At 60.4% G+C, this 25,478-nt stretch carries 1 protein-coding gene; it reads right to left on the bottom strand.

Annotated features, from left to right (window positions below; all coding sequences use genetic code 11):
* Positions 1-12 precede the first annotated feature (12 nt).
* The gene (locus ACQK2L_RS31330) at positions 13-24,630 is read right to left on the bottom strand and encodes a Calx-beta domain-containing protein (protein WP_425400996.1); all 24,618 of its coding nucleotides are present in this window, start codon (positions 24,628-24,630) and stop codon (positions 13-15) included.
* Positions 24,631-25,478: the final 848 nt, after the last annotated feature.

Genomic DNA, 25,478 nt, shown 5'->3' with positions numbered 1-25,478 from the left:
CTCCGTAAGGAGCTACTCGAGTAGACCTTCCTCGAAACGCCCAAACACCTCGTCGAGCTCGACCTCGTGTTGACTATTCTGCGAGCCGTCCCGTAAGTCTGATTCCGTCCAACTTTCGCCGGCATCTCGCGTGAGGCTCGGTCTGGTGCGAGCTAGTTGCAAGGAGTGTACAGCGTCGATTGCCCGCTGATGCACCGCGTTGCGATCACCAGTGGCTTGACGAGCGGGTAAGCGTCGAGCATCGTCTCTCCGCTCGTTCGTTTCATTCGAGAAGAACATGGCCGTGCTTGGAAGCGTTGGCACTCCATTCGGCCGGTCGGCCGATCGGATTGCCAAAGCTGTGCCGCCCGCTGGAGTTGGTTGGTTGGCGGAACTTTCACCGCGGGGTGTGCTAGTTAACTCAGCCGTATGTACTGCACCTCCTACAGTCACTTCCGTGGATCCATGTGCAACATCGGAGCTCGTGGAATCCGAGCCACCGGAGATCGCGGAGACCAAACTACTTAAATCGGCGGCTGTGTCCGCTTCGATAGCTGAACTACTCTGGAGTGCCGGGGCAGCGGTTGGAATTTGCTGGCCACCGAAGTTCTGCTTCCAAATGGCGTAGTCCTGCTCGTCGACATTGCCGTCCCCGTTGGCATCGCCTTGGGTCGCGAGAGCCTCCGTACTACCGAGGTTGTTCCTCCAAATGGTGTAGTCTGCGATGCCAACCGAACCGTCCCGGTTAAAGTCGCCTGGCAGGGGAGCCGTTACGCGGTCTTCAAGCACCAGACCGAAGCTCTGCTTCCAGAGGTTGTAGTCGGCAGAGGTGACCGCACCATCGCCGTTGGCATCCCCCTGCGTAACCAAGGCGTCTGTTGCGCCGAGGTGGTTACGCCAGATTGTGTAATCGGCGATGCCGACTACGCCATCCAGGTTGAAGTCGCCGGGCAGCACCTCAGGCACAGCAAACTGAGAGCTGGCGGCAGGCGGAATGACTTCCGCGCCGTAGGCGAGTTCGACGATCAACCGATCGTTCGACGTCACCACACCATCGCGGTCTAGATCGGCGTCCGGATTCCAATGTGGATCGAGAGGAGTGGCACCGAGCGCCACGTCTACCAGTGCCAAGTCGGATTGGAATACAATCAGATCGCCATCGACATCGCCAACGAGGTGGTGGAATTGGAACTCGAAGTCGCTGCCGGGCGCGGCGTTGCCCGCGCCATCCAGTGGATTGCCTTGGTTGTCTTCGACGAAGTCGCCATCGATCGTGAGGCGGAAGTAGCCGTTGGGAAGCGTTGCGTTCGTCCCGGCGTATTCATCCAGCGACCAAGTGAGCCGCGATAGACCGCTACCCGGGTCCGAGTCATAACGGAACTGTGCTGCAGTCAACGGGATGGGAACAGCAGGTTGCGAGCCCACGTCGACGCCCAGGTTCACGAGCGTCACCGCTTGGGTGATCAGGCCGCTCGTGATCAGCTCGTCCAGGTTCAGCTCCGCATCAAAGTCTACCCACAGTCGGTCCACGTACGAGCGCTGGTCCATGCCATCCTGAATCGTGACTCCATTCACTCGCGCCCAGGGTGGGTCTACCAATGGCAATGATCGAACGGTGACGACTCCATCTGCCAAACCGTCAGAGTCGCCACGTCCGCCATCTTTCAGGTGAAGCACGGCGTGCTCGACCAGACCATCGCCATCGCTGTCCACTAACTCGGCGCCAGTCTGCAGATCGTAGGCAAAGTCGACCCAGGCGGGACCGCCGCCAGTTGCCGGCAAGAAGCTCCGCCAGGCGTTGAGCTCCAGCGGCGTATCGAAGTAGATGGTGACGGTGGAGGTGCCGCTTGGCGTCGGCACTTTAAAGAGCAGTTCGCCGTGAGGCGCAGTGGCGTCTGTGGGCAGCGTGCTAAGCGCCGTGTTGGCCGTGGTGGTGTCCACGCCACTAAACGTGGCGATGGGATCGGCCACAAGTGTGAAGAACGTCGAACCGTCCCCAGACGGCAGCGAGGCCACGTGGGACTGGAGGGCGTCGGGTTGTCCGTCGTTGTTGCCGTCGCCGTTGTTCGGCGCGTTGGACTCGACCGTCGAAGGAACGTTGTCTGCGTCGCCGCCGCCCACTAGCACGGCGCTGGCGATCTGATCGAAGACGACCGCGCCCGAGGGATCCTCCAACCACAGTCCAAACTCGCGCTGGGTCGTATTTCCAGCGTCGAACGTGATTGGAACACTCACGAGGAAGGTCGTCTCACCCGGATCGAACTGCGCAATGCCGGTTGTGTAGTCGTAGTCGACGCCGGCTGTGGCCGAGTCGTCGCGAGTCTCGTAAACAACGGACACCGGTCGAGTGCTAGGCTCGTTGAGCTGGATAACGAACTCAACGTGATCGGCACCGCTGCCGAACTCAATCTCCTGGTCGAAAGCGAAAATGCGTACCGGACGCACATTGCCGATACTCGTAGCTTCGATTTTTTGCTCGATGGCTGCACCCGTGTTCTGGGCGATCGCCTCGGCGGGCGAAAGGTCTCCAGTGGCTAGCGCGGCGAGTTGCGCGGCAACGTCGCCTTGCGCGGCGCCTTCCACACGAGCCAGATCCTCAAGCGATTCGGTCGTGGCTGCGGGGTTGAGTTGCTGCAGCACTGCGCCCACGGATGAAATGATCGTCGCTGCGGCGTCGATGCGATCGGTAGCCAGCGAGACTCCCAACCGAGTGGCCGCTCTTCGCAACACACCCTGCCAAAGCGACTGGCTGTCGAAGCGGACCTGTCCGCCGACCAGCGCAACCTGCCCTATCTCGCGGAGTACTGCGTCGGCTGCCGCCTGGGCGGTAGCGGCGCCGGTTGCGGAGAGGAAACCGGCCGCTTGCACTACCGTGCTCTCCAGGCCGACTGTCGCACGATAGACCGGCGGTCCGTTCACGTTGCCGCGGGACGTCTCATCGAGGGCGTGGAAGTTGAGCAGGTCCACCGAAGGCAGCCCCATCGAACTGCGCAGCGATTTTTGTGCGGCTGGGTAGGTAGCTCCGAACTCGTTGACCATCGACCACAACAAGGTGGTGAGCGGGTTCACCACTCCTCCTGCTCCCGGTGCGCGGAGCCTGAGTGTTCGCGGTAGTCCCGTGTTGGTGACAAATCCACCTTCAACGACGAGCGTCCCTTCGCTTGCCGAGATCTGACCGTCCTGGTCGATATCGAACAGCGGATCAATCTCGAGCGTGTAGCTTCCGTCCGCATCAGTGGTCGTGGTCGGTTCGGGCAGCAGCACTGGAATGCCAGTGTCTGGGTCGGTGATCAAGACACTGTCCGCAATTCCATTGCCGTTTACGTCCAGCAGCACCGAGGCATCGTCCAGATAGCCGTTGTAGGCGAATGCAACCACCACGACGACGACAGCCGATGCTGGTTCGTATGGCACGAGCGTGACCGTGGCGATATTGCTGTAGCGGTTCCCGAAGTTCGAACCGTTGGGGTCGCCACGATCGTAGAAACGGTAGGAGAACGAATCGGTCTCTTGGAAACCAGTGGGGTAGTAGGGGTAGAATACGATGCGGTCGTTCAGCGTATCGTAGAATACTGGCTGCGTGTCGTCTGGCTGATCCGTGACGCTGATATGCAGATCGTAAGCAGGAGTCTCCAGGTCGATGTACCCGCCTGGAGCGAGTGCGTCGAGGTTCTTCTGGATGACGTCGATCACCACGTCCTGGGTAGATCCAACTGGCACATTGACCGTGAAGCTCACAGCCGTGGGAACGTCGTTTACCGGGTCCACACGAATATCGGCGCGGGCGAGCGGCTCGTGCAAGCCCGTCCCTATGCGGTACAGGAAGTAATCGTCGCCGTTGTAGTTGGGGTCGGGGGAGTACTCGAATGCTCCGTTCGGGTGGAGGGTCAGATCGCCATGCGATGTGCCCAGGAACAGCACCGCCTGCAGCGGCGTTGGATCGAATCCCGGCAGGTCATTCAGCAGCACGCCGGCAATGGGGTCGCTTTGCGAGCCAATCACCAGCGTCTGGTCCTCGTCCACTGCATAGTTGGGATCGTTGTTCGCCTGCCGATCCGCGCTAGTGACGATGGTGATTGTGACAAAGCCTTCGACGATGCTAGTCGGTAAATTGGGGTCGGTTGCAGTAATTGTGTAGCGATACTGATAGCTACCCGCACCAGCGTTGGGTGAGTAGGTAAAGGAACCATCGTCACTGACCGTGAAAGTGCCCGCGTTGGACGGCGCGCCGGCAGTGGTGACTTGGATTGAAATGTTGTCCGGGTCGTAGGCGCTCAGGTTGTCGTTCGCGAGCAATCCGTCGACTGCGCTAATCGTGCGGGGCGTGTCGATCACTACCGGGTACGAATCGTCGGTGGTGGTGATCGGCGCCAAGACATTCAGCGTGACGGTCGCCGTAGCGGTCTCGTGATTGTGGATGTCGCGGACCGTGTACTGGAAGCTATCCGGCCCCGCGTAACCAGGATCGATCTCGTAGAAGAAGTTACTACCCCCGCTGTTGCTGATCGTGCCGTGCGCTGGCTGTGTGTAGCTGATCACTTCCAATGGCGAAGCGTTAGGGTCGAAGTCGTTGGATAGCACGCCGGTGACACCCACCCCAATCTGCGCTAAGCTCTCTGGATTGATCACCGTGATGAAGTCGTTGTTCGCTATCGGCGGCGCAGGGAGGGCGGTGAGCGAGCCCACCGAACCGAGCACCGCCAGGTTGTCGACTGTCCAAGCGGCGTTTGTGCCACCAAAAGCATAGAGCCGGAGCTCGAGCGGTTCGTCGATCGGTCGTAGTCCGACGAGCGGTTCGTCGAATTCAGCACGCGTCACATGGCGGAATTCATCGAAGGCCATGGTGCCACTCGCCAGCGCTTCCACGAAGCCATCTTGGCTGCTCCGAAGTTCCCAGTGTGTAGGACCATCTGTGGTGCTCGTGTGCCAGAAGTCGATGCCCGACACGTTCAGCGCCTTGGCCTGAACGTAGTCGAGCAGCGTCTCGAGCGGGCGGTTGGGATCGTCGTCCAGCGTGAGAGAGAAGGAGTAGTACTCTGGCAATACCGAACGCAACTGAACATTGTCGAAGTAGGCTTCCACCCAACCTGGTGATCCAATCGGGTTGTTTGTACCAATCAGCCGCGTTCGTACGCTCCGCGTGCCCGCCGGCGCGGTGGCGGTGAGGCTGACATTTTGCCAGTTCGAAGTGGGTGAGACATTTGTTGAAGAATGGATGTCCAGCGTTGCACCAGAAGCACTCAAGAAAGTCATCTCAATCCGACCGGAATCCGGCTGAGACTGGTTCTTGACTCGCAACATGGCCGACAAGCTAAAGTCGTGGAGCCCTGCGTCGATGGTCGATGCGTAGTCCGACACATCCACGGTTTGCGTCAGCCTGGTCGGAATGCCCGTCGCGTAACCGCCGGCAAAGAAACTAGAGCCTTCCACAGGCGAGGGCATAAAGGAAGTCCTGTTGCGCCAAATGGAACCGGAAGAGGACCATCCGCTGCGTCCGGCCTCGCCGCTACCGTTGGTAAGCAGGTTGCCGGAGTAACCGCTGGTGTCCCATTCGTCGCGACTCAATGCCGGCGTGGCGTCGTCCTGAGGAGCACCGGGTTGCAGCTTGGGCAGCCCATCGCCCAGTGGCCCTGGCCCGGCGGAGTGCGTCGCCGCCGAACCGTCGACGAAGTTGGCTTCGTACGCAGGATTGATGGTGCCGAAGTAGTTGCCCGACCCGCCAAAGCCAAAATAGAAGCCATCGAAGTTGTAGAACGCCAGCGAACCGAATGGCCGCTCCGAGTCGTTGTTGCGTATCGCGATTTCTACGTTGGAGGTCACGAGCGTGGTGCTGGGAGCGAACTGCGCAGCGTCGAGTACGGTGAGCTCGAGCTCAAACGACTCGTGCAGTTCGAGCAAGCTGTCGTTGTAGATACTGATCGGTACCTCGGCCGTGGAGCCGCCGTGGATCGTGACAATACCACTTGTGAGCGAGCCTCCGGGTAGAAAGAAGTCTTGCCCCGCTGTAGCCGTCTCGATCGATGGAGTGCCGGTGGGGACGACTTCGTAGCGCACTCGTACGGTGTCGCCACCCAGAAGATCGGGCGCCTGGAAGAGCAAGCGTGCTGGGCCTTGGTTCTCGAGAATGGAGGTCTCGATCCGTCCAACGGTCGAATTGTCGATCGCCAGATTGCCGGCCGTCGAAACGGTGACGTTCACGGGTGGTCCGACTGGTGGAACGTCGTCGTCGGAGATGGTGACGATGGCGGACGAGTCGCGAACTACGACCGGTGCGCCTTTGTTCGATTCAATGACGTCGATGATCTGCACGGTGAACGAACGAGTACCCGTATCGCCACTTGTCGGCAGCAATCGAACTGGTAGATACGCCAGGCTCTGACCGGCCGGAATCAGCAGGTTGTCGCTAATCTGTTCGAAGTCCACGCCTTCCACGGCCGATCCGTTGACGAAATCCACTTTCACCGTCGTGTTGGTCAGCGCGGGCGGGCCCAGGACCAAGGGGACGTAAATCGTCTTGTTCGAGTCCGATTCTGTCGCAGTGGTGTTGTCGATATAGAGCGACGCATCGCACGTGAGTTGGCCCGTTCGCACGTTAAACGCTGGGTCAAGCGATGGGAGAAGTCCCGGTACATCGAACACGAGACAACCGTCGCGATAAAGGTGCACGTCCAGCAGACCCAGATTGAGCCAATTGAACTCGAAGTCGGCGGTTTGGAGTCCGGCTGGCGTGATGTCGAGAAGAACATCGGCACTGGCGACGTCGACCCGCTGGCCGAGCAAGTACTGCCAGTCCTGAGGGATGTCGACGCCAAAAGCGAGCGCCGCGTCGATGTGGATGCGGTCCTGATCGAGCTGGGCGTCGAGGTGACCTTCCAACTCCACGGCGTCCAGCAGCGTGATCGTTGCAGGGTCGTCGTCCTCGCCGATGCTAAGCCGTGCTGTCGGTCCGGAAGGTACGTCGGACAGGTCGGCGAAACCAGACTCGCTTGGCGGCGCGGAGGTAGCCGTATTGAACACAAACGAAGCGTCGCCATCGATGTTCAGCAGATCGAAGTTGAACAGCGGGTCTTGAATGTCGATCTGTGCGTCGACCGACAAGCTGCCGGCGACGCCGGACGGCGTGACGACGAATGCATTGGAGGAAGCGAGGGTGCCGAGGAAGCCGAGGTTCAAATCGCCAGACATGCGAACGAACACTTCGCCCGGCGAAGCCTGCATCACGAAGGTGGCATCCTCGATCCCGACGCCTGCCACCTGGTATTCGCCTTCGGCAACGAAGCGGAACGTGTCGCCAGGGATGGAGAGCAAACTGGCAAGGTCACCAGGTACGTCGACCATGGAGAACCCGGCCAGAGCAAAGTCGTCGGGGTCGATCGTCCGCGTCGATGAGGTCGTATTCAGCCCCACGGTGAACTGCACCGCCGACGAGAAGAATGGCACGTCGCCGGGCGTGAGCGATTCGCTGGCGTCGACCAACAAAGCGCCGTACACGCCCTGGGAGGGAACCACTTGGAACCCGCCGGCTACAGTTGCCTCGATCTGCGAGACACCGATTAGAAGGTCCAGCGGGCCCGTGTCGACCAGGCCATGGGCCAGCAACGTGAAGCCGGATCCATCGGTTTGGATCTGGAAAGTTCCAGCGATAGCGAGGTCGCCCAACTGAAGTTCGCCCTCGACTAGCATCGCGGATCCAAATGGCGCGATGACCGGATCGTCGCCTGCAGCGAGGTCCGGCGCATCGTAGGTCAGCGTTTGGTCGGACAGGTTGACCAACACCACGGTCTGCGCACCAGCGGCGAAGCCCATCCCCGGACCCAGCAAATTGGATGGCAACTCAATCCCCGCGTCGAGCACCATCAGGCCTTCTTCGGTCACGATGCCATTGAGTAGCGGGTTGGAGGGCGTGCCGAGCGGGATGTTCACCAAGCCGCCCATGGTGATCGAGCCGTGCGCAGAGAACTCGCCGCCAATTCCTGCCGGCGTGAGTTGGAAGTCGAAGTCGCCATCGAAGCTGCCGATGAGATTGTCGATCTCAATGTCTCCCAGCACCTGGATGCCGCCGTACCGCTGCACGGGGTCATTCACTGCCGAAGGGTCGTAGCCGGGCGAGAACATCCGCACTCCGCCGCCGAATGTGCCGCCGATCGGCCCGCCGGTCAGCCACTGATCCACATCCACCGGTAAGTTGAGATGAGCCAGTAGTGGGTTAAGCTGCGAACCAAGCGAAGGGCTCTCATTGGCCAACGTGCCGAAGAACACCTCGCCGCCGACGGTCGGGTAGTCGCCCGTACTGTCGATCTCGAACGTAATGTCCGGGCCGCCGGGGAATTGCGTCTGAAGCTGGAAGATACCATCGTCGTACTCGATCAGCGCGCCGCCCAGGTTCAGCCCAAACAATGTGTCCGCGACTTGATCGCTAGTCACGCCCGGGATGACGCCGAATTCACCAATCAGGTAGGCCTTGTTGATGAACTCATCCAGGAGCGCCTGGACTTCGGCCTGATTGAACCCAAGGTCCGGCGGGATCGTTCCGGTGGTGGCCAGGCTCTCCAGCAGCAGACTAAGTTGCTGATGGAACTGATTGAGCGGTGTCAGTTCGCGGCCGGTCGTGGGGTCGACCGCTCCAGCGTCGGGCGCGAACAGATCGGCCAATTCGTCACCGAAATTCGGCATGAACATCTGCAGTCGCGCGACCAACTCTTGCTCGCTAACAACCGCCGGCAGTTGCGAGAGCACTTGGAAGAAGCCGATCGGGTCGGCGATCAGGCACTCCAGCAGGTTGTCGCAGTCCTCGTCCGGCAGGTCGTCGATGATGTCGCCCAAGTCGGCCGCCCAACCCAACGGATCGGTCACAAACCGCGGCAGCGACAACCGCCCGTCCAGCAGAATGCCGCCCGACGACGCCAAGTCGTCCAGCGTTGCCTGGCTATCGACCACGATGTCTTTTACCGGATCGACCTGCGGGTCGTAGATCTCGACAAATACGTCCAGAGGATGATTGTCGGGTATGCCGTTTTGATTGGTGTCGTCTGCGGGATCGATCGGTACGTTCGGGTCGATCTCGGAGAAGATAATGCCTGCAATCTCCGCCAAGTTGAAACCAAACACTCCCACGTCGCCGATGAACGACCCGCTCCAATCCTGATTCGGATCGACGACGGGGAACTGCCCTGCCACGACGTCGCGGAACAGGTTCTCGAACGGAATGTCCAGACTGATCTGCAGCCGATCATTCACCGGGAGCGGCAATCCCGAGACGACAGCCAGCTTCGACAACACGCCAAAGTCGCCGGCCACGTGGAACTGACTCTTATCGAGGAACACCTCGATGTTGTCGCTTGGCAGGTCGATCGGCAATCCGGGCAGATCGCCGATGGGGATGCCCATGATGACCGGTTGGATGCTCCCGGTGACAAAGAGCGAGGGGTCGATCGTATCGAAGAACACTTGCGAGGCCGCCTCGCCGGCATCGAAGAGAATCTCCCCCACTGCGCTGGCGAGGGCGGCCTGGCGGTTGAGCTGCGACTGGGCGACATCGAGCGTCTTGCGTAGCTCGAACAGCGCTGCCTCGTTGAACGGATCAGGGTCGAAGTTGTCCGGGTCGAACGACGGCAGTCCCGACAGTGCACCGATCTGGGCCACGGCGATGTCGATCAAGTCTTGGATCACGTCGTCGATCGCGGGACCGTTCACTGCGAACGCTGGGATGATGCTGGGGTCTTCCGCTTCGAGCCTCTCGAACAACTCCTCGGCAACGACACTCGTCAGCCCCGCATCAAAGCCTTGCGCAATCTGGTTGAAGCGGCTGATCACAAATGCGCCGTCGATGGCGAGTTGCTGTTCGACGGGCGTTAGGCCTTGCAGCAGCAGGTCACCAATCAGCTGGGGCGTGGGGTCGATATTCCGCAGCAGCTTGGCCAGCGTGCTGTCGGTGTCGCCATCGAGCACAGCCGCTACAGCGTTGATCGCATCGGCAGCAGCCTGATCGCCGCCCTCGGCGCGATTCAGGATGTCGCGAACCGCAATCACCTCGACGCTGGGGGAAGCAAGGATCGCCTGGGTCAGCTCGCTGGCTGCGACGGCCGCGTTGATGAACGCCAGCCCACCCGGCGTCGAGCTTACGTCGAACGAGAAGATCTCCTGCAGCCGCGCCTTGAGGAAGGCGAGGTCGATCTCTCGCTCCGGGTTGTAGCCATCCAGCAATATCTGCGTAAACAGCCGTTCGCGATTCGAGTTGTAGGACAGCGCGACGTCGGTTAGCAGCGCGTCGAACAGATCCGACGTTCCGGCAATTACCTCGTGCACGAAGGTGTGCATGGCCACGACCGCGCCCTCGATGATGCCATCGGTGCGGAGCTGCAAACCTACTCTTCCCTCGACTGGCAAAATCATTGCGAGCAAGCTACCCGCCTGCGGCAATCTGCCCGCCAGGCTCAACGCTGGCGCGATGGGATTCGAGAAGTCGAGCATCACGCCTGCGTCGACGATACCCTGCCCGATCGCTTTGATCGTGCCGAATCCGAACAGTTGGAAACCGAACGGGAAGGGGTTGCTGTCGTCGTTCATCGCATCGTCGCCAACGCTCGACGGCAAGTCGTCCGGCAAATTCTCAGCGGTGACCGGAGTGCCGTCGAAGTAGCTGAGCCCGTCGTCCAGATCGAACCCAATGTTGGCGCCGAGCGTCACTTCGGCGCCGACTAGCCCGTAGACGTGGATGTTGGTTAGCGTTCCCGATGCTGCGAACGTGAACCCTCGAGTCCACGTTGCACGCGGCGTCGCCAGCACCGCGCCGGTGTCTGGGTCGATGTAGAGCTGCTCGGTGCTTTCGCGAATGTCTTCCAGGCTGACGTCCAGCGGGAAGCGAATGTCGGGATCTTCGAGAATCTGTAGCGGGTCGGTGATGACCGGCAGCGGCTCGCCGTCGAACACTAGCCCGCCTTGGAAGCCGGTGATAATGAAACCGGATTGGGTTCCTAGTGAAGCGCCTGCCGCCGAGCCAAGACCCGGCACCACCGAGCCGACGATCGCGCCGACGATGGTGCCAATCGGTACCGGCACGCCGGCAAACAGCCTCGCTAGGATCGGGCCGTGCTCGGTAATAATCAGCTCGACGCCTACACCGATATCGCTGTAAGCGATCTGACCTTCGACACGGCCGAACAGCACGGTCGAGTCGTCGGTTGGGTCCATCGGCGTGTTATGCGGATCGATGTCCAACAGTCCGAAGCCGAGCCCGCCCCCGATGGTAATCGGTCCGAGTTCGAACGGCTCGATGCCGATGTCGATGGCGTCGAGATTCTTGATGGGGAACTCGCACTCGCCGCTCTGGAACAGTTCCAGCCCGATCGCGCCGATCGCCGACAGCGGACCAAGACCTGGGTTGTTGATGACGTCCTGGATCGCGGAACTATAGTCTTCGCGGTTGTCGTAGATGTACTCGGCGCACGCCTTGAGCGCGGCGATGTCGATCTCGATGTCTTCCACGATGCCGCGGATCGGCCAGCCCCCCTCGGAACTCTGCAAACCGCCGGAGAAGATCAGCGAGAAGTTCGTCAATGCATCTAGCGCGAAGCTGGCAAGCTGGCCCGCGTCGTCGTCACCTTCGCCCAGCCCATCAGGGAGCAGGTCGCCGAAGGTCTCCGGGAACCGCAGGCCGATCTCGGTCACCGTCACCGGCAGCCAGTCGGGCAGGCCGAACGAGAAGTCATCGGGTATCGAAACGGAGACGAACATGTCCGGCAACTGCACCAGTTCGAGCGGCAACCCAAGCTGGCCGTCCGGCGGCGGGTTCCACGCGATGCCAAAGTTGCCGGCCGAGCCGCCCAGCCCGGCGAGCGGGTTGGACGGCGACTCCGTGTCGCCGAACTCCAGGCCGATGGATCCGAACGTCAGGAACGGCCCATCGCCAGTCGCCAAGGCGTCGAAATCTAGCGCAGCCTCGGTTGCGCTGAAGGTTACCAATCCGCCAAGCTCGGCCGCGACACTGCCGACGCTCAAACCGTCCAGCCGGATGATCGAGAGAGGGTCGTCCAGCACAAGCTGCAAGTTCTCGTCGACCGAGATCAACAGGCCGAACTGCATCCCAAGGTTCTCGAAGCCGAATCCCCACGTGTCACTCCCCTCCGGGTTGGCGATACTACCCAGCGCCAATGACGTCGCGATGTCGACATCCACGTCTAGCGTCACAGCGCCTGGCGTTGGGTTGGACAGGTCGTTCGGGAAGTACAGTTCGCCCGACACGTTGGTCGTCAGCCCCATGTTCACATCGCCGTCCCAGCTCATGGCGAGCGTGGCGTCGAAGTTTTTCTCAAACTGGCCGTTCACGTAACCGCCCAGCGTGAGCACGGCCGTATCGAGTGTGAAGGGGCCAAGTTCGAAGTTCTCGATGCCCAACGTAATGGGGCCCGTATCCTGGATGGCAATGGTGGGTGTGCCGGTTCCCAGGCCCATGACGCTGAAGCTCACATCGAAGAAGCTTTGCGCATCTGGCGTGGCCACTGGCTGCGCGCCAATCTGCAAGACCGGGTCAAACGGCAGGCCATCGAACATCGAGAAGTCGAAGAAGCCCTCGACCTCCACGTCGATGTCGCCAATGCTCACGCCGGAGGATGGATTCGCCAAGTTCAGCGCAATCGGTTGGCCGCTGGCATCGATCGCCACGCGCGAGATGTCCAGCGGCAACACGCCCGCCAGGCCGAAGCTTTCGCCGATACCGACCGGTGGACCAGTGGGGGGCTGCTCGGCTTCGATGCTCGCGCCGGTAACCGAAAGAACTCCGCCTTGGGTGAGGAGCAAGTCGGTGGCAGTGAGTGTGATTGCCTTGTCGTCGAGCAGCGGCAGCGTGAGCGAACCGGTGGCAACGGAGAACAGGTCGTCGCCGGACGTAAGCCCGGGGCCTAGCGAGATCTTGCCGCCTTCGGCTCCGGCCTTGAACAACTCGGTCTCGGCCGCGACGCTGTCGACGGTGATTTCAAGCAAACCGCCGGGTGTGTAGCTGCCGGTCAGTCCGCAAACAGCCGACAATCCGCCGACCAGGTCACCGTCGCAGATCGCCTGGAAGTCGATATCCTCTGCGGGCATATCTGGAAGTAGTACGGCTGCATCGGCGCCGAAGGAAATGCCACCAATCGCGGCCGATACGTCGGTGATATTGATCGGGCTACCCTGTGTTCCCGAAAACGGATCCGCACCGCCAAAGTCGATCACCACGTCAGTAAATGTTACGAATAGCTCATCCACGGCCAGCAGATCGGTCCCACCAATGGTCACCGTTCCACCAAGAGCGAGGGTTACATCGTTCAGCTCCAGTCGGTCGTCGTACAGCAGAGCATCCGTCGCTACGAACGATGTTTGATCCATGCCCAACAGAGCTGCCACGTCGATCTCCACGCGGCCGACCTCCGCAAGTAGACCGCTCGGACCAACAGGGTTTTTAAGCAGTAAGTCGCTGGCAGTGAGGGTCATCAGTCCATTGAGGTCGACCACTACCTCGTCGACGCTGATGTCGCCAAAGAGTGGCGGGGAAACGGTAACCTCGAAGAACGGTGCGGTCTGGGTGCGATCGACGTCGATCGACAGCGCGAAGTCCACCATACCGCCGTCGAGCTGCACACCGGCAAAACTACCCTGCACCCCCGCGTCGAGCGCGATGGTGCCCAACAGGTTCAGTGTCCCAGTGCCTAGGTCGAGCGAGCTGCCCGGGTTGATGGTGACCGACATGTCTGCATGCGCGGTGCCGCTCACGGTCATGTTGGCGTCGAGGCTGCCCGTTAAGTCGGGTATCCAACTTCCCGCCACGTACCCGCCGAGATTGAGTTCGCCCGATAAACTGAATCCGGGAAATAGCGCTTCGTCGGCGTCGAAGCCAATCGTGATCGCACCGGTGTCCCAGGGCTGCAACTGACCGTTCTGAAGTCGAAAAACGACGTTGCTAAACGTGTTCTCAAAACCGGGCTCCTGAGGTACGGAGCCAATGGAGACGGTGGGCGAGAAGCCAGCCGCCTCGAATGGCGCGAAGTCGAAGAAACCATCGACGGTGATGTCGGTGTTGAAGTCAAAGCTCGTAAGCGAAATCTCTGTTGCCGGCGCGATTGGATCGATCGCCACTCGCGTCAGGTCCATCGGCAAGATGCCGGCCAAGCCGAGCGACGCCGCCAATCCGCCAGATGCCAGACCCTCGGCACCAGCTATCGTGATCTCACCATTTTGCAGCACTCGCAGATCGGTCGCGGTGAGTGATACCTCGTCTCCGCCAACTAAGTCCACAGCGACGGTCGCCTCGTTTGCTTCAAATAGCAAGTCGGTCGGGCCGAAGTTCGGCCCTAACATCAGGCGACCATCATCAACGTCCAGGCTAAAGACGCCAGCGATGTCGCCTACCAGTCGATCGGCTGTGAGTGTGAGCAACTCGGTATCGAGGTCCAGGCGACCGAACAACCCAGGCTCATTGTCAGTGAGATCGTCATCGACAACCGCCAGACCCAGGCCTCCGGCGATCAAGACGGCCGACGTGGCGCCGACCTCGATGATGCCCTCGGGCTCGACGGTCGGTGGCGCCGACTGACTGCCCGGTGTGAAGGTCACGCTGACGTCGGCGAAGACCGACACATCCGTTGCGGTAAGCAAACCGCCGATCGTCGCGTCGACGCCAGGTCCACCGGCATTAGTGTCGAGGTCGAACCCGTTGCGTCGGATGGCTAATGAGTCGACTCGTAGAAGCTCTGGTGGCAAACCTGGCAGCGCATCGAGTTGGAGAGTCAGGTTGTTGAGCGTCGCGATAACAGCATCTGGATTGGTGTCCGCCGGGTCGATAGTGAGCGAGAATGCCGGTGCACTATTGGGCGGCGGCACCTCGTGCGCGTCGAGTGTGAAGAGGCCATCCACGCCGGCTGTTGCATTGCTGGCGGTCAGGTTCAATTCACCGGTCTGCAAGTCCAGATTGCCGTTGATGTCGGTGATGGTCGCCAGCCCGTCGAGTGCTGATGTCGACTCGTCAGGCAGCAGTGCAAGTCCGTCGGCGTGCAGATCGAGCGAGCCGCCAATGCGGAAAGTGCCCGTTGGCGTTGCGCGAACCTCCACATCAGTTCCAGTGACAACGAGCCCATCAAAATCGAGCAAGGAATCGATGCCGATCCTCTGGCCGGCTGCGCCGACCGTAAACGTGTCGATAGAGAACCCGTCGGTGTAGATGTTCACCCCGGTACTTTGCGTAACTGGCAAGTCGGGGTAGGCCGGGAAGTCGATAGTCGCCGTGCCGACCGTGGCTAACACGATGGGGTCGTCTTCCATGGCCGGCTCTTCGAGCGGCCACTGCACGCTGAGGTCGGATGTAGTGACCCGGAGCGAATCGCCGACATGGAGTTCAGTGGTCGCGGCGTCGAGCGTCAGTTGCCCAGTCGAAATGTCGAACGATCCGGTGATGCCTTGCCCGCTGGCGCCAAAAGAGTCGCCGCTCGCATCCGGTAGCAGGGCGATCTCACTGGCGTTAACCAGCACGCTTCCCGACAAACTGCCACCGACGTTTGACAACAACGGGATCGTAACGCTGAGTCCCTCGAGCGAGGCGAGCGTACCCTCTTCGTCGCCGAGCCCCGCCTGGCCGACGTACGCCGAGGCACTTTCGATGCGGAACTCTTCGATGGTGAGCGGGTCGCCATCGGTGTCGTAGCCGATCGCCTGTTCAACAACGAAGGTGGCAAACGGTCCGTCGGCCAGATCGGGAAGCAGTTCGATCTCCAATCCCAGCAAGTCCGCAGCCTCTCCACCAGAGCCAACTGCAGGGTAGTAGCTCACTTGATCGGCGCGAACGATCGCGAAGGGCAATTCCCATTCGAAGTCCGTCAGGCTGACTTCTTGCAAAGCGGCATCGACTGCAAAATCGTAGTACGGTGGGCCGGAGAGACGCGTGGCGGTGACATCCATGGTGAACCGCGCGCCAGCCGTACCAAGAGTCTCGAGGTCGAGCGCGGCCGTGCCTTCGGCATCGAGCACGATTGAGCCGTCTGGCAGTAGATCGATCGAGCCGCCTACCTCGACCTCGGTACCAACGGGGAATGCCGAGTTGCCAACCGCGACAGTCAGTTGACCAAAGAATTGGTCCGGCCGACCCAAAAGTTGTTGCGGCAATCCATCGACGCCGAACCTTCCAATCTGCATTTGGCCTTCGAGCGTGACGTTGCCAACGGGAGAGGGGACGACGAAGTTGGTGACCTGAATCACGACCGGCCCATAATTCACCGGGTAGACGATACCATCCCCGCCGACAACGATATCTGCGTGAAACGGTCCGATAAGCTCTTGGCCATCGATGAATACTTGGGCGTTGAACAGCGGCTGGCCTGGATTCACAGGGCTGGTGAGAAGCGAAAAGTCGAACGCACCATCTACGCCCAGCACGAATTCCGTCAGGTTACTCGGATTGGGAAAGTCGACCGTGACCTTGTCGACATCCACGGGAAGGATGCCACCGAGGCCAAAGAGGTCCTCGAAATCGATCTCGACACGTGGCAGCTGAACTTCGCCGTTGTGAGTGACGGTGAACGACGGAACGGTAGCTGTTGGTGGTGTGCCGCTGGGCAGGAGACCGTCGAGTGACAGCACCGTGTCGCGCACTACCAGTAACGGGTCTTGCGGACTGGCCGCAGGATCGAACGTGATGTCCACGGCCGCATCGGGTGTCGACGGGTCGGCTTCCAGCGAAATGATGTCCCCGAGTGTGCCGTTTACTTTTCGGATCGATGCATTTACTGCACCGGTCGTGACGTTGATCGTTCCTTCGATACCGGGCGTTTGCGGATCGGTGTCGTCGTCGCTGGCGGTAAGTGTGAGCGGTCCTGGCGCGATGCTCGCTGAGCTGCCTGAAAATGCGAGTGTGTCGAAGCCGCTGAGCGTGACGTCGACGTTCTGCAGCGCCACCAAATCGGGCCCGATTCGTAGCTTTTCGACACCCACGCCGGCGAAGTCGGCCGTGGCTGCGGGAGTCATCGATAGTTCCGCGTCGTCGAGCGTCAACAATCCGCCGAGCGGCGCGCCACTGGCGTTGATGTATACCTCGAACTCAATGCCAAGTGTGGTTGCTTCGGTCGGTTCGCTTGCAGTCGTTACCAGGTACAGGGGGTTGAGTCCGGTGTCGAGCCCGAACACCAGATCGCCACTTAGCGACGCGTTGCGAATACCCGCCTTGCCGTCGAGGTCGAAGCTATCGGGCAGGAACGTTTGCAGTTGGAAGTTGAGCTTGTCGTCGACAAAGTCGAGCGGGACCTGGTCGAGGTTGACGCGGAACCGTGCGAGGTCGAGCGGATTGCCCGGGAACGGGTCGTTGAGCAGAGTCTCGAATTGCCCAAAGTCGTCAGGCGTGTAGAGGACGTTGAACAGGCCTTCGGTGTCGGCGTCGGGGTCTTCGATTTCGATCAGACCGGCAAGCGTCTCTCGGAGGCCGAGCGCCTCGCCGAGTGGGTTGTCGGTGAGCGGCGTCAACAACGCGTCGAACGCACCGGACAAGTCCTGCTGGAACAACGTTCTTTCGCCTCGGACCACCGCCTTGGCCAAGGCGAGTGCATTGTCGCCCATGACTCCAAATGTGAAGTCTTCGGTACCATCGTCGTCGATATCCGGATTGGCAATGGATATGTCGAAGTCGTACTCAAAGGAACCGAGGTCCGAGGGATCAAAGGTGCCGAGATCCGCGGTCACCGGCGTCACGCCGCGCAGGATAAACGCGTCGCCACCGTGCTCGGTGTTGTTAGTCGGATCACCGTCGACGTCGACGTAGTCAAACAAGTCGATCACCAGGTCGGCGGTGACTGTGCCTGCGACGGAGCCGAGTTGCAGGTCCAATTCGCCCGATAGCGCGCTAGGCAAGTCGGTGACGCGCAACTTGGGATCGGCGCCCGTCGCAAAGGTGACAGACGGGGTGATGGTGAACTCTCCGCCTACACTGACGCCAAAATCGCTCAGCTCGCCAGTCGCTTCTGGTTTGCCAGTCAGCGAACCACCGATCGTGCTGGTGCGGTCGAGAAAGAAGCCACCGGTGTCGAAGCCAAATAGCACGTTGGCTGTTGGCTGCAGTTCGAACGCCACCTCGCCGCTCATTCCCGCGGAGCCCAACGCCCCCAGCTCGCCGGCGTCGAAACCGAAGTTGAACGATCTCGAATAGAGCGGCGTGTTGTTTTCATCCGCCAAGAACGCCAGCCGAACCAGCTCGGCGCCCGCGGGCAAGTCGTTGGAGAACAGATCGGGAATCTGCTCCAACGGCAAAGTACCCTCGATGCTGAAAAAGTCGTCCAGCAAGTCCAGGCCACGGCGGGCCGTGTCGAGGTCGATATTGGTGACAAAGTCGGTGGTCGACGCGATGAAGTCGGACCACCAACCGTCGGTCGCTGGCGCCGACCCAAGTGGTGACACTGCGCCAACCAGCGGAAGTGGGGTCTGATCGAGCAGATTGGACCAATCGCCGGAAAACACGTCCGGTAACGCGCTGGTTACGATGGGTGTGATCGCGTGGACGATTTCGCTTAGTTCCGGATAGGCAATGTCGGAAATGATGGTGCCTACCGAATTGTCTGTGATTGGAATGGTCCAATCGGCCGTGAAGGAAAGGTCGCTCTGACTGGCGTTGACCAGCAGGTTGAATAGCAAGCCGACATTGGCGGTGCCAGTGGCCGTTGCGGAGAGAAAACTAGTTGGATTGGACAAGTCGGTCGTTCGAATGCGTGTCGCCATTCCGGCGCCGGCCGCCGCGACAATCATGCTGGCGCCTGCGGTGGTTGCCCCGCCAGCTGTCGTATCTAGTGACAAGCCGGCGACGGACAAATCGAACGAGGTCGCGACTTCGCCGGCGACCGTCAAGTCGAGCGTGACACCACTGTCGCCACGCAGGTAGAATCCTTGGTCGTCAACGCCAAGGAACAAGTTGAGTGTCAGGTCGGCCGTGTAATCCAGCGCGCCCGAGAGGTCCGCGACATCGGCAAGCCCGGCCAAGAGGGGGCTGGTCGAGTCGTCGAACTCGGCCGAGCCGGTGATCCCCTGGATTGTCTTTGTGAACTCGATCAATAGCTGATCGGTTGGGTCGAGCCCTGGATCCCCAGCGACCCCCAGCACCTGGTAACCTGGCAGATCGTTAATCTGCGCGGCAAGCTGTGGCAGCGTGACCACTGGATTGTTGACGGTCACCAAATCGGCGGCGGCGATCTGGTCGAACACGCCTCCGCCACCGCCGAGCGACAACAGCGTGCCGAGCTGCTCCTGCAGCACCGGCAAGTCGATGCCGGACAGGTCGAGTGCTGCTGCCCAGTCGGGTAGCGCGGCGCCCAGATCGGTCAGCCCGGCGTTCAATGCTTGGCGAACGGGCTCGGCTTCGGTCGGTCCGATGGTGGAGACCGATAGTTCAACGTCGACAAAACCTCCGTGGGCAAAGAATGGATCCAAGTCAGGGCCATCCAGTGCAGCGAACGTTAAATAGCGGCCTGTGCCAGGTATCGACTCTGCAAACTCGACCGATTGAGTGGTCGTTGTGTCGTGTACTACCAGCGGCACACCATCCAGCAAGACCATCAACGAAGCCACGCTCGGATTAGTATTGGCTACGCCAGCAATGCCGGTAAGATTGAAAAACTGAGTGGCGGAAAGGCCACGATCCGAGCGAATCTTCGCCAGATCGAATGTCACGAATCGATTGGAGTGCATGCCGAATCCGGTTCCCGGTGACTCGTCGGTGAACGAGCCATCGTTATCCAGATCCAGAATAAGCAGGCTCCCATCGTGCTTCTGGTCCGACTTGACCATCAGCAAGTCGGCGCGAGTGAAGCCGCTGGTGCGGTCCACACCCTCGTAATTGTTGAAGTTGAACGTTGGCAGCGTGCCACCGCCGGCGGCGAGTGTTGTCGAACCAGTGTTCGACGCTGTACCGACGAAGTTGACCGCTTCACCCGGTGCATCGAGCGAGTCTGCATCGGTGCCGCTTGGCCCGATAACTTCATTCAGCCGAATTACCTTGGCAAGGTTGCCAAAGTCGAAGCCTGAAGCGTCCTCTCCGGGCGACAAGGTTACTTGGTGCGTCGTTCCGCCGGCGAATGGGTACACCTGATCGTAGCCAGCGGGGACTTCTTCGCTCACGACGTAGTCGCCAGCCGGCAATCCTGTGAAACGATACTCGCCTGTCTCGTCGACGCCGTTGGTGTCCCCGTCATCAGTACTCGTGAGGATTCTTCGAGTGAAGGTTAGGTTGTCGAGTCCAAAGTCTGCTCCCGAGCTGACGCTGAATCGCAGCCCCCACACGTTCGACTCGGGCAGGTTGACGATGGTCACTTGTCCGTCGCCACCGCTAGTGTAGGAGTAGTTGCTGAGCGCTTCCCCGTCGAGCGGACCGTCGAACACGGAAAGGAAGATCGTCTCACCGGGATCGATGTCTGCAAGATCCAAGCTGATAGACTCAACCGGTTGGTCGAACTCAATCTCAAACCGATTAAGTGCGCTTGCGTCGCCGGTTACAAACACCTGACCGAAAGCGTCGCCGGCAACTGTATCGGCCGCGCCGCTGGTGGTGAAGGCCTGGGCAGGATCGCCCGACTCGGCGACGATCGCCCCACCGAGCGTCAATCGAATCGGCTGGCCGACGAGGCTGCCGCGGGTGGTGTCGAGCCTCAACAACTCGTGGTTGGAGGAGTCGATCACCCACCAACGGCCCTGGTCGTCGAACGCGGCGCCGCGCAACTCGCGATTGTGCATCGGCACACCAATGGCCGTCGCTTCTAAAGTCGCCGGATCGATTCGAAGCGGACGCCAAGACGTCCCCGTACGCTCAAACGCATACAGCCATCCGTTCGGGCCAACCGCTAGGGCGTCGGCATCGATATCGTTGCTATCTCGCGTGATCGGCCCCAAGTCGGTGTAGGAGCCGCCGGTGGGATCGAACTGCACCAGATGCGTCGGCGCGTCCGAGGGCGAAGCGGCAAGCGATTGCAAACCGTAGATGCTACCGTCGGGTGCAACGGCCAAGTCGCCGCGGCCGGAATTCAGAGCGGGTGGCACGTCCTCATACAACAGCGTTCGCGCAAAGCCAGAGTCGATGTCGTAGGAGTAAATGTCTTCACCAGCATTGACATCGAAGGTGATAAGTTGGCCCGGCGCGAGCGGAGAGAACGCCGCGCCAGCGGTTTGCGGAGTCTCGCCACTGGGTCCGCCAACCGAGTCGAGGTGCTCCAGCCGCAGCGCTCCCGATTCGAGATCCAGACTATAAATGCGGTTAGCGTCAACTATGTAGGCATTGCCCGACTCGTCGATGGCAATGTCGGATACGTTCGACAGGGTGTAGTACTCACCTCGAAACGTAATTCCTGGAATCTGGGTGCCGAGTTGTTCGCCTTCGGCGAGACCAAAGTTCTCGAAGTCGATCGTCTGCTCCAGCAAGATCGGAATGCCAGACAGCCTCGGCTCTCCGGGATCTTCAACACCGTCGCCATCGAGGTCGTGCCACTTCACGCCGGCAATGGAACCGAGCGTGGGCGCAGCAATCGTCACCGCGTAATCTTCCACCTCGCCATCGAGGGCCAAGCCCGTGGCGCTAGGCCCGAAAACTCCTTCAGAAATCGGGCGGACGTAGTCCCAGTCGGAACTGGAGACGCCCACTTCCGACCCGGCGCCGAACTGCAGCTGATCGCTTCCGCCGGTGGGGAATGACGACAGTGATTCGGTCAGCACAAGTTGACCGTCCACGTACAACCGAGCGTCGCCGGTTGGGCTGTCGTCGACTTCCAGTCGGTAGTCGTGAAAGCCAGCAGTGATCGCATGGGAACCGCCGATCGTTGTTCCGTCTTGACCATTGAAGAAGTTAACCTGGCTGACGCCCAAGCTCACAGAGACTTGGTGGGCGGAGTCGACCAGATCGACCATCACAGCGTGGTTGTCGCCGCTGGAGCTGTTGGTACGGGAACGCCACTCCGCGCCGCGTTGTCCCGCAGGCCACACGAGTTCGCGACGAAAGTAGCCTCGGGCATCAAAAGCAGCTGAGGCTACGTCGTCGGCGAGGTTGAAGGTGCCATCGCCGTTGTCGGATACGTAGTCTCCGATGGTAAGGTCGCCCTCGTAGGTCCATACCCCAGAGGGAGGTGCCCCATTAAACTCCGCCGACGATGCCGGATTCGCCCACGCGGTATCCGTGCTCAAGCGGAATCTGGCGTACGTGTTGGTGGCCGCGCCGACTGGAACTGTGGGGAACTCCAGTTGGTAGTACGTGTTTTCGACCGGTTGCGGAATCGTTGTGACAGCGCGTTCCGTCTCGTTGTCAAAGACGCCGTCGCCGTTGTAGTCGATCCACCCTGCGAGCGTCGCCGATTGTCCCGTGAAGTTGTTAACCAACACGTCGAGCCTAGGCGTGTCGCCCTCGGTGAGCGATAGGCTGATATCCGGCAGTGTGATGCCACCTTCGTCGTCAAGAATCCCTGTTACATCGTCACCATCGGCGAGTACCGTGGGGTTGGCCTCGGTTTCCGAGTCCACCAGGAATCCAATGTACAATTCCGGGTGAACCACATGCGCAGCTCCATCGTCCGTCGACAACGTCTGGTAGTTGCCGGTGCCAGCACCGATACCGGTATCGGGCGCGTCGCCGTAGTCGATGGGGATTGGGTCGATGGAAACCGGTACGGACTCGGTGTCGGACGCCCCGTCCTCGTCCTCCACCGTGACGGATAGCGTGTAGCCAATCGGCGATGCGGTGTTGTTGATTGGGTAGGTGTGCTGGGTGTTGAATGACGTCGGTCCGGCAAGCTGGATCTCCGTGGACTCGCCGTCACCCCAGTCGATCTCGACCGTGTGGGTGTCGCTGCCGTAGTCGGTGAAGAATCCACTGAGCGACACGACTCCGTACTCGTCGACCGTGGGGTAGATCGTCGGCTCGCCCTCTAGCGCCAGGTTGGGCACATAGTTAATCGCTTCGAGCGTCGTTGTATCGATGTCCGACAGCCCGCCACTGTCGGTCACTCGCAACCCGATTTGTCGAGGCGCGAACTCATCAGGGAAGGTAAAGAACGGTTGCCATCCAGTTGCCTGGACATCGAACGTCGACCCGTCGTAGTCAAAGTCCCATTCATATGTGAGCGATGCGGAAGGCTCATCGGGATCAGTGCTCCCCGTTCCATTAAAGCGGAACGCTAAACCTTCAAACGCCGAGTATGGCCCACCCGCATCGGCAACTGGCGGCGCGTTGGGATCTTGCTGTTCGTAGGCACCGATGTCGACGGCCGCACCGATCACTCGATGGAAGATGTTCTTTACGCCATCGGAGCCGCGTTGGTCAAAAGCGAGCGGCGCGCCGGACGTCGCGACTGCCATGGCGGTGTCACCGCGGTCGATGGCGTCACTAGTATTGGACAACGCATGCGTAGGCGTTAGGCCGCCATTCAGAGCTAGGGAACCTAGCCCAAGCGATAGTCCCTGACCGCTAGGCGTCACGATGTTGCCATCTACTCCGCTTGTAATGGTGTGGCCAAAACGATCGTCGATCCAGTTGTGCGTCGCGCTAGTGGGGGATCCGTTCTCGTCGTACAGGTCAGCGCCGGTCGTTCCGGATGAATTTGCTGCCAGAATGGTGTTGTGCAGGTCCTGGATTGTGCCGAAGGCGTAGTTCTCGATTCCGCCACCGCGGTCGCCGGTCGCGGTATTACCGACGACCGTTACGTTGTACATGCTCAGCAGGGCTACATCGCCGGCTTTGAGGCCCACGTTGCTTACCGCTCCACCTGTGGCTGCATCGTTGTCCGAGAGCGTGCTATTGGAAATACGGGTGATCGCCGTCGCGCCAGTTTCTACGTAGGTGCCAATCGCACCTCCGGCATCGTTGGTTGAATTTCTCCAGAAGGTGCTGTTGTCGACCAGCAAGTTGCTAAGTGCGCCGTCGCCAGCGAATTGAAACACTCCGCCTCCGCCCGATGTTCCCGAGGAGAGCGTCTCGTTGTCCGCCACAAAACTATCGGTGATCTGCACGACGGTGCGGGAACTCGCCCCTTCGGCCAGCGACGTAATTGCGCCGCCGTAGGTTTCTGCCAGGTTGTCGAAAACTCCACTCTCGACGATGTCTAGCGCCGCGGGCGTGCTCTGGCTCACGAGAGCCACGGCGCCTCCGAACAACGCTTCGCTGTCGGCGATCACCACGCGATTGAGTTGTACTTCGGCGTCATGAATGAGCATCGCGCCGCCGTAGGCGGTGGTGGAGTCGATTCGCCCTCCGTCGAGCCGCATGTCGTTGAACTCGGCCATCACGCCCGGGTGCACGTGGAAGATGCGGTCGCCAATGCCGGTGTCGCCGCCCGCGGTGATTCGCGTAACGGCTACACCACCACCGGTAATGTTGCCCGCACCGTTGCCGATGATCACGATGTCGTCCGTGATGTCGAGGTCGCCCAAGAGCCCCACATCATCCCGAGGGTCGATTCGTGTCAATTCGATCGTCGTTCCATCCAGCGACGAATGAAACGTTACGGTGTCTTCGCCCGCCTGGTTGTTGGCGGCCAAGATTGCTTCGCGCAGCGAAATGGCGCGATCGGCGCCCGGGCTGGCGCCGAGCGCAGCGATGGAAGAGGTATTGCCATCGACGATGTCGTCCGCGGTTGTGACCACGACACTTGCCAGAACGCGTCGGTCTTCGAGATGCTCCACTCGGAGCCTTCTACCCTTGAGCTCCCCGTTAGAGACTGTTTGCTCTTGAGTGCGGCGACGCTTCGATGACATTCGCATCGATTCCCCCGAAGGTGTGTCACAACCAAAGCAAGCAAGGCACTCCGCTACAACCGAACCGCCGATCAGCTTTCAAGCGACGGATCAAGCGCGACACACAGCCAGCTGTGATTGGGATTAGGAGAGACAATTGTGGTGTTGTCTTGGCCAACGAGAGAGCGCAGCTCCACCCCAACTTCCACCCCTCGGCAAACCGCAATCAGTCTAACCGGATATCGAAGTGAGGTAAAGCATTTCTGCTGCAAATATGCCTATATATATGGTACGGTCGGCCATTTGAACTGAAAGCGAATTAGTGCACCATTGCCATAAGCCGCATCAATACTGACCGCGGCTGCTTGGTCAGCCTAAAGCCGAGCTTGCTCAAGGGCTGCTGGTCCCGACTGTTATTTGGCGAGGTGCCAGTAAGCATGGCCGGGCTCCAGTCCATCTCTGCACGAGGACCATATCTCGCACGACGATAGCAAGGTGTTCCAGCGTGGCTTCAAAAGCCACTTCCTTCACCGGCGGACCCGGTTGCTGGCAGCAGAGTTGTACTTGCCGAGGAAGTGGTCTTCGGCACGGATTGTCACGACTGCCTGGCCTGACGCGGACGCTTTGCCAACATCTAGGGAAGATGTTCGCCGGCCTGTTTCGTTGAAGCAAGCCGCTTAACTAGGCGTTGTCGTTCGTTAACTGTCCAACCGATGCGCGCTCATGTAGCGTTATCATCGAAATCTCGCGTAGCGACGGTCTCGTTGCAGCTTCAATCCTCGTGTAGGTCGCGGACT

This window comes from Aeoliella sp. (genome assembly GCF_965227375.1).
Taxonomy (GTDB): domain Bacteria; phylum Planctomycetota; class Planctomycetia; order Pirellulales; family Lacipirellulaceae; genus Aeoliella.
This window is presented reverse-complemented; position numbering and strand designations above follow the sequence as displayed.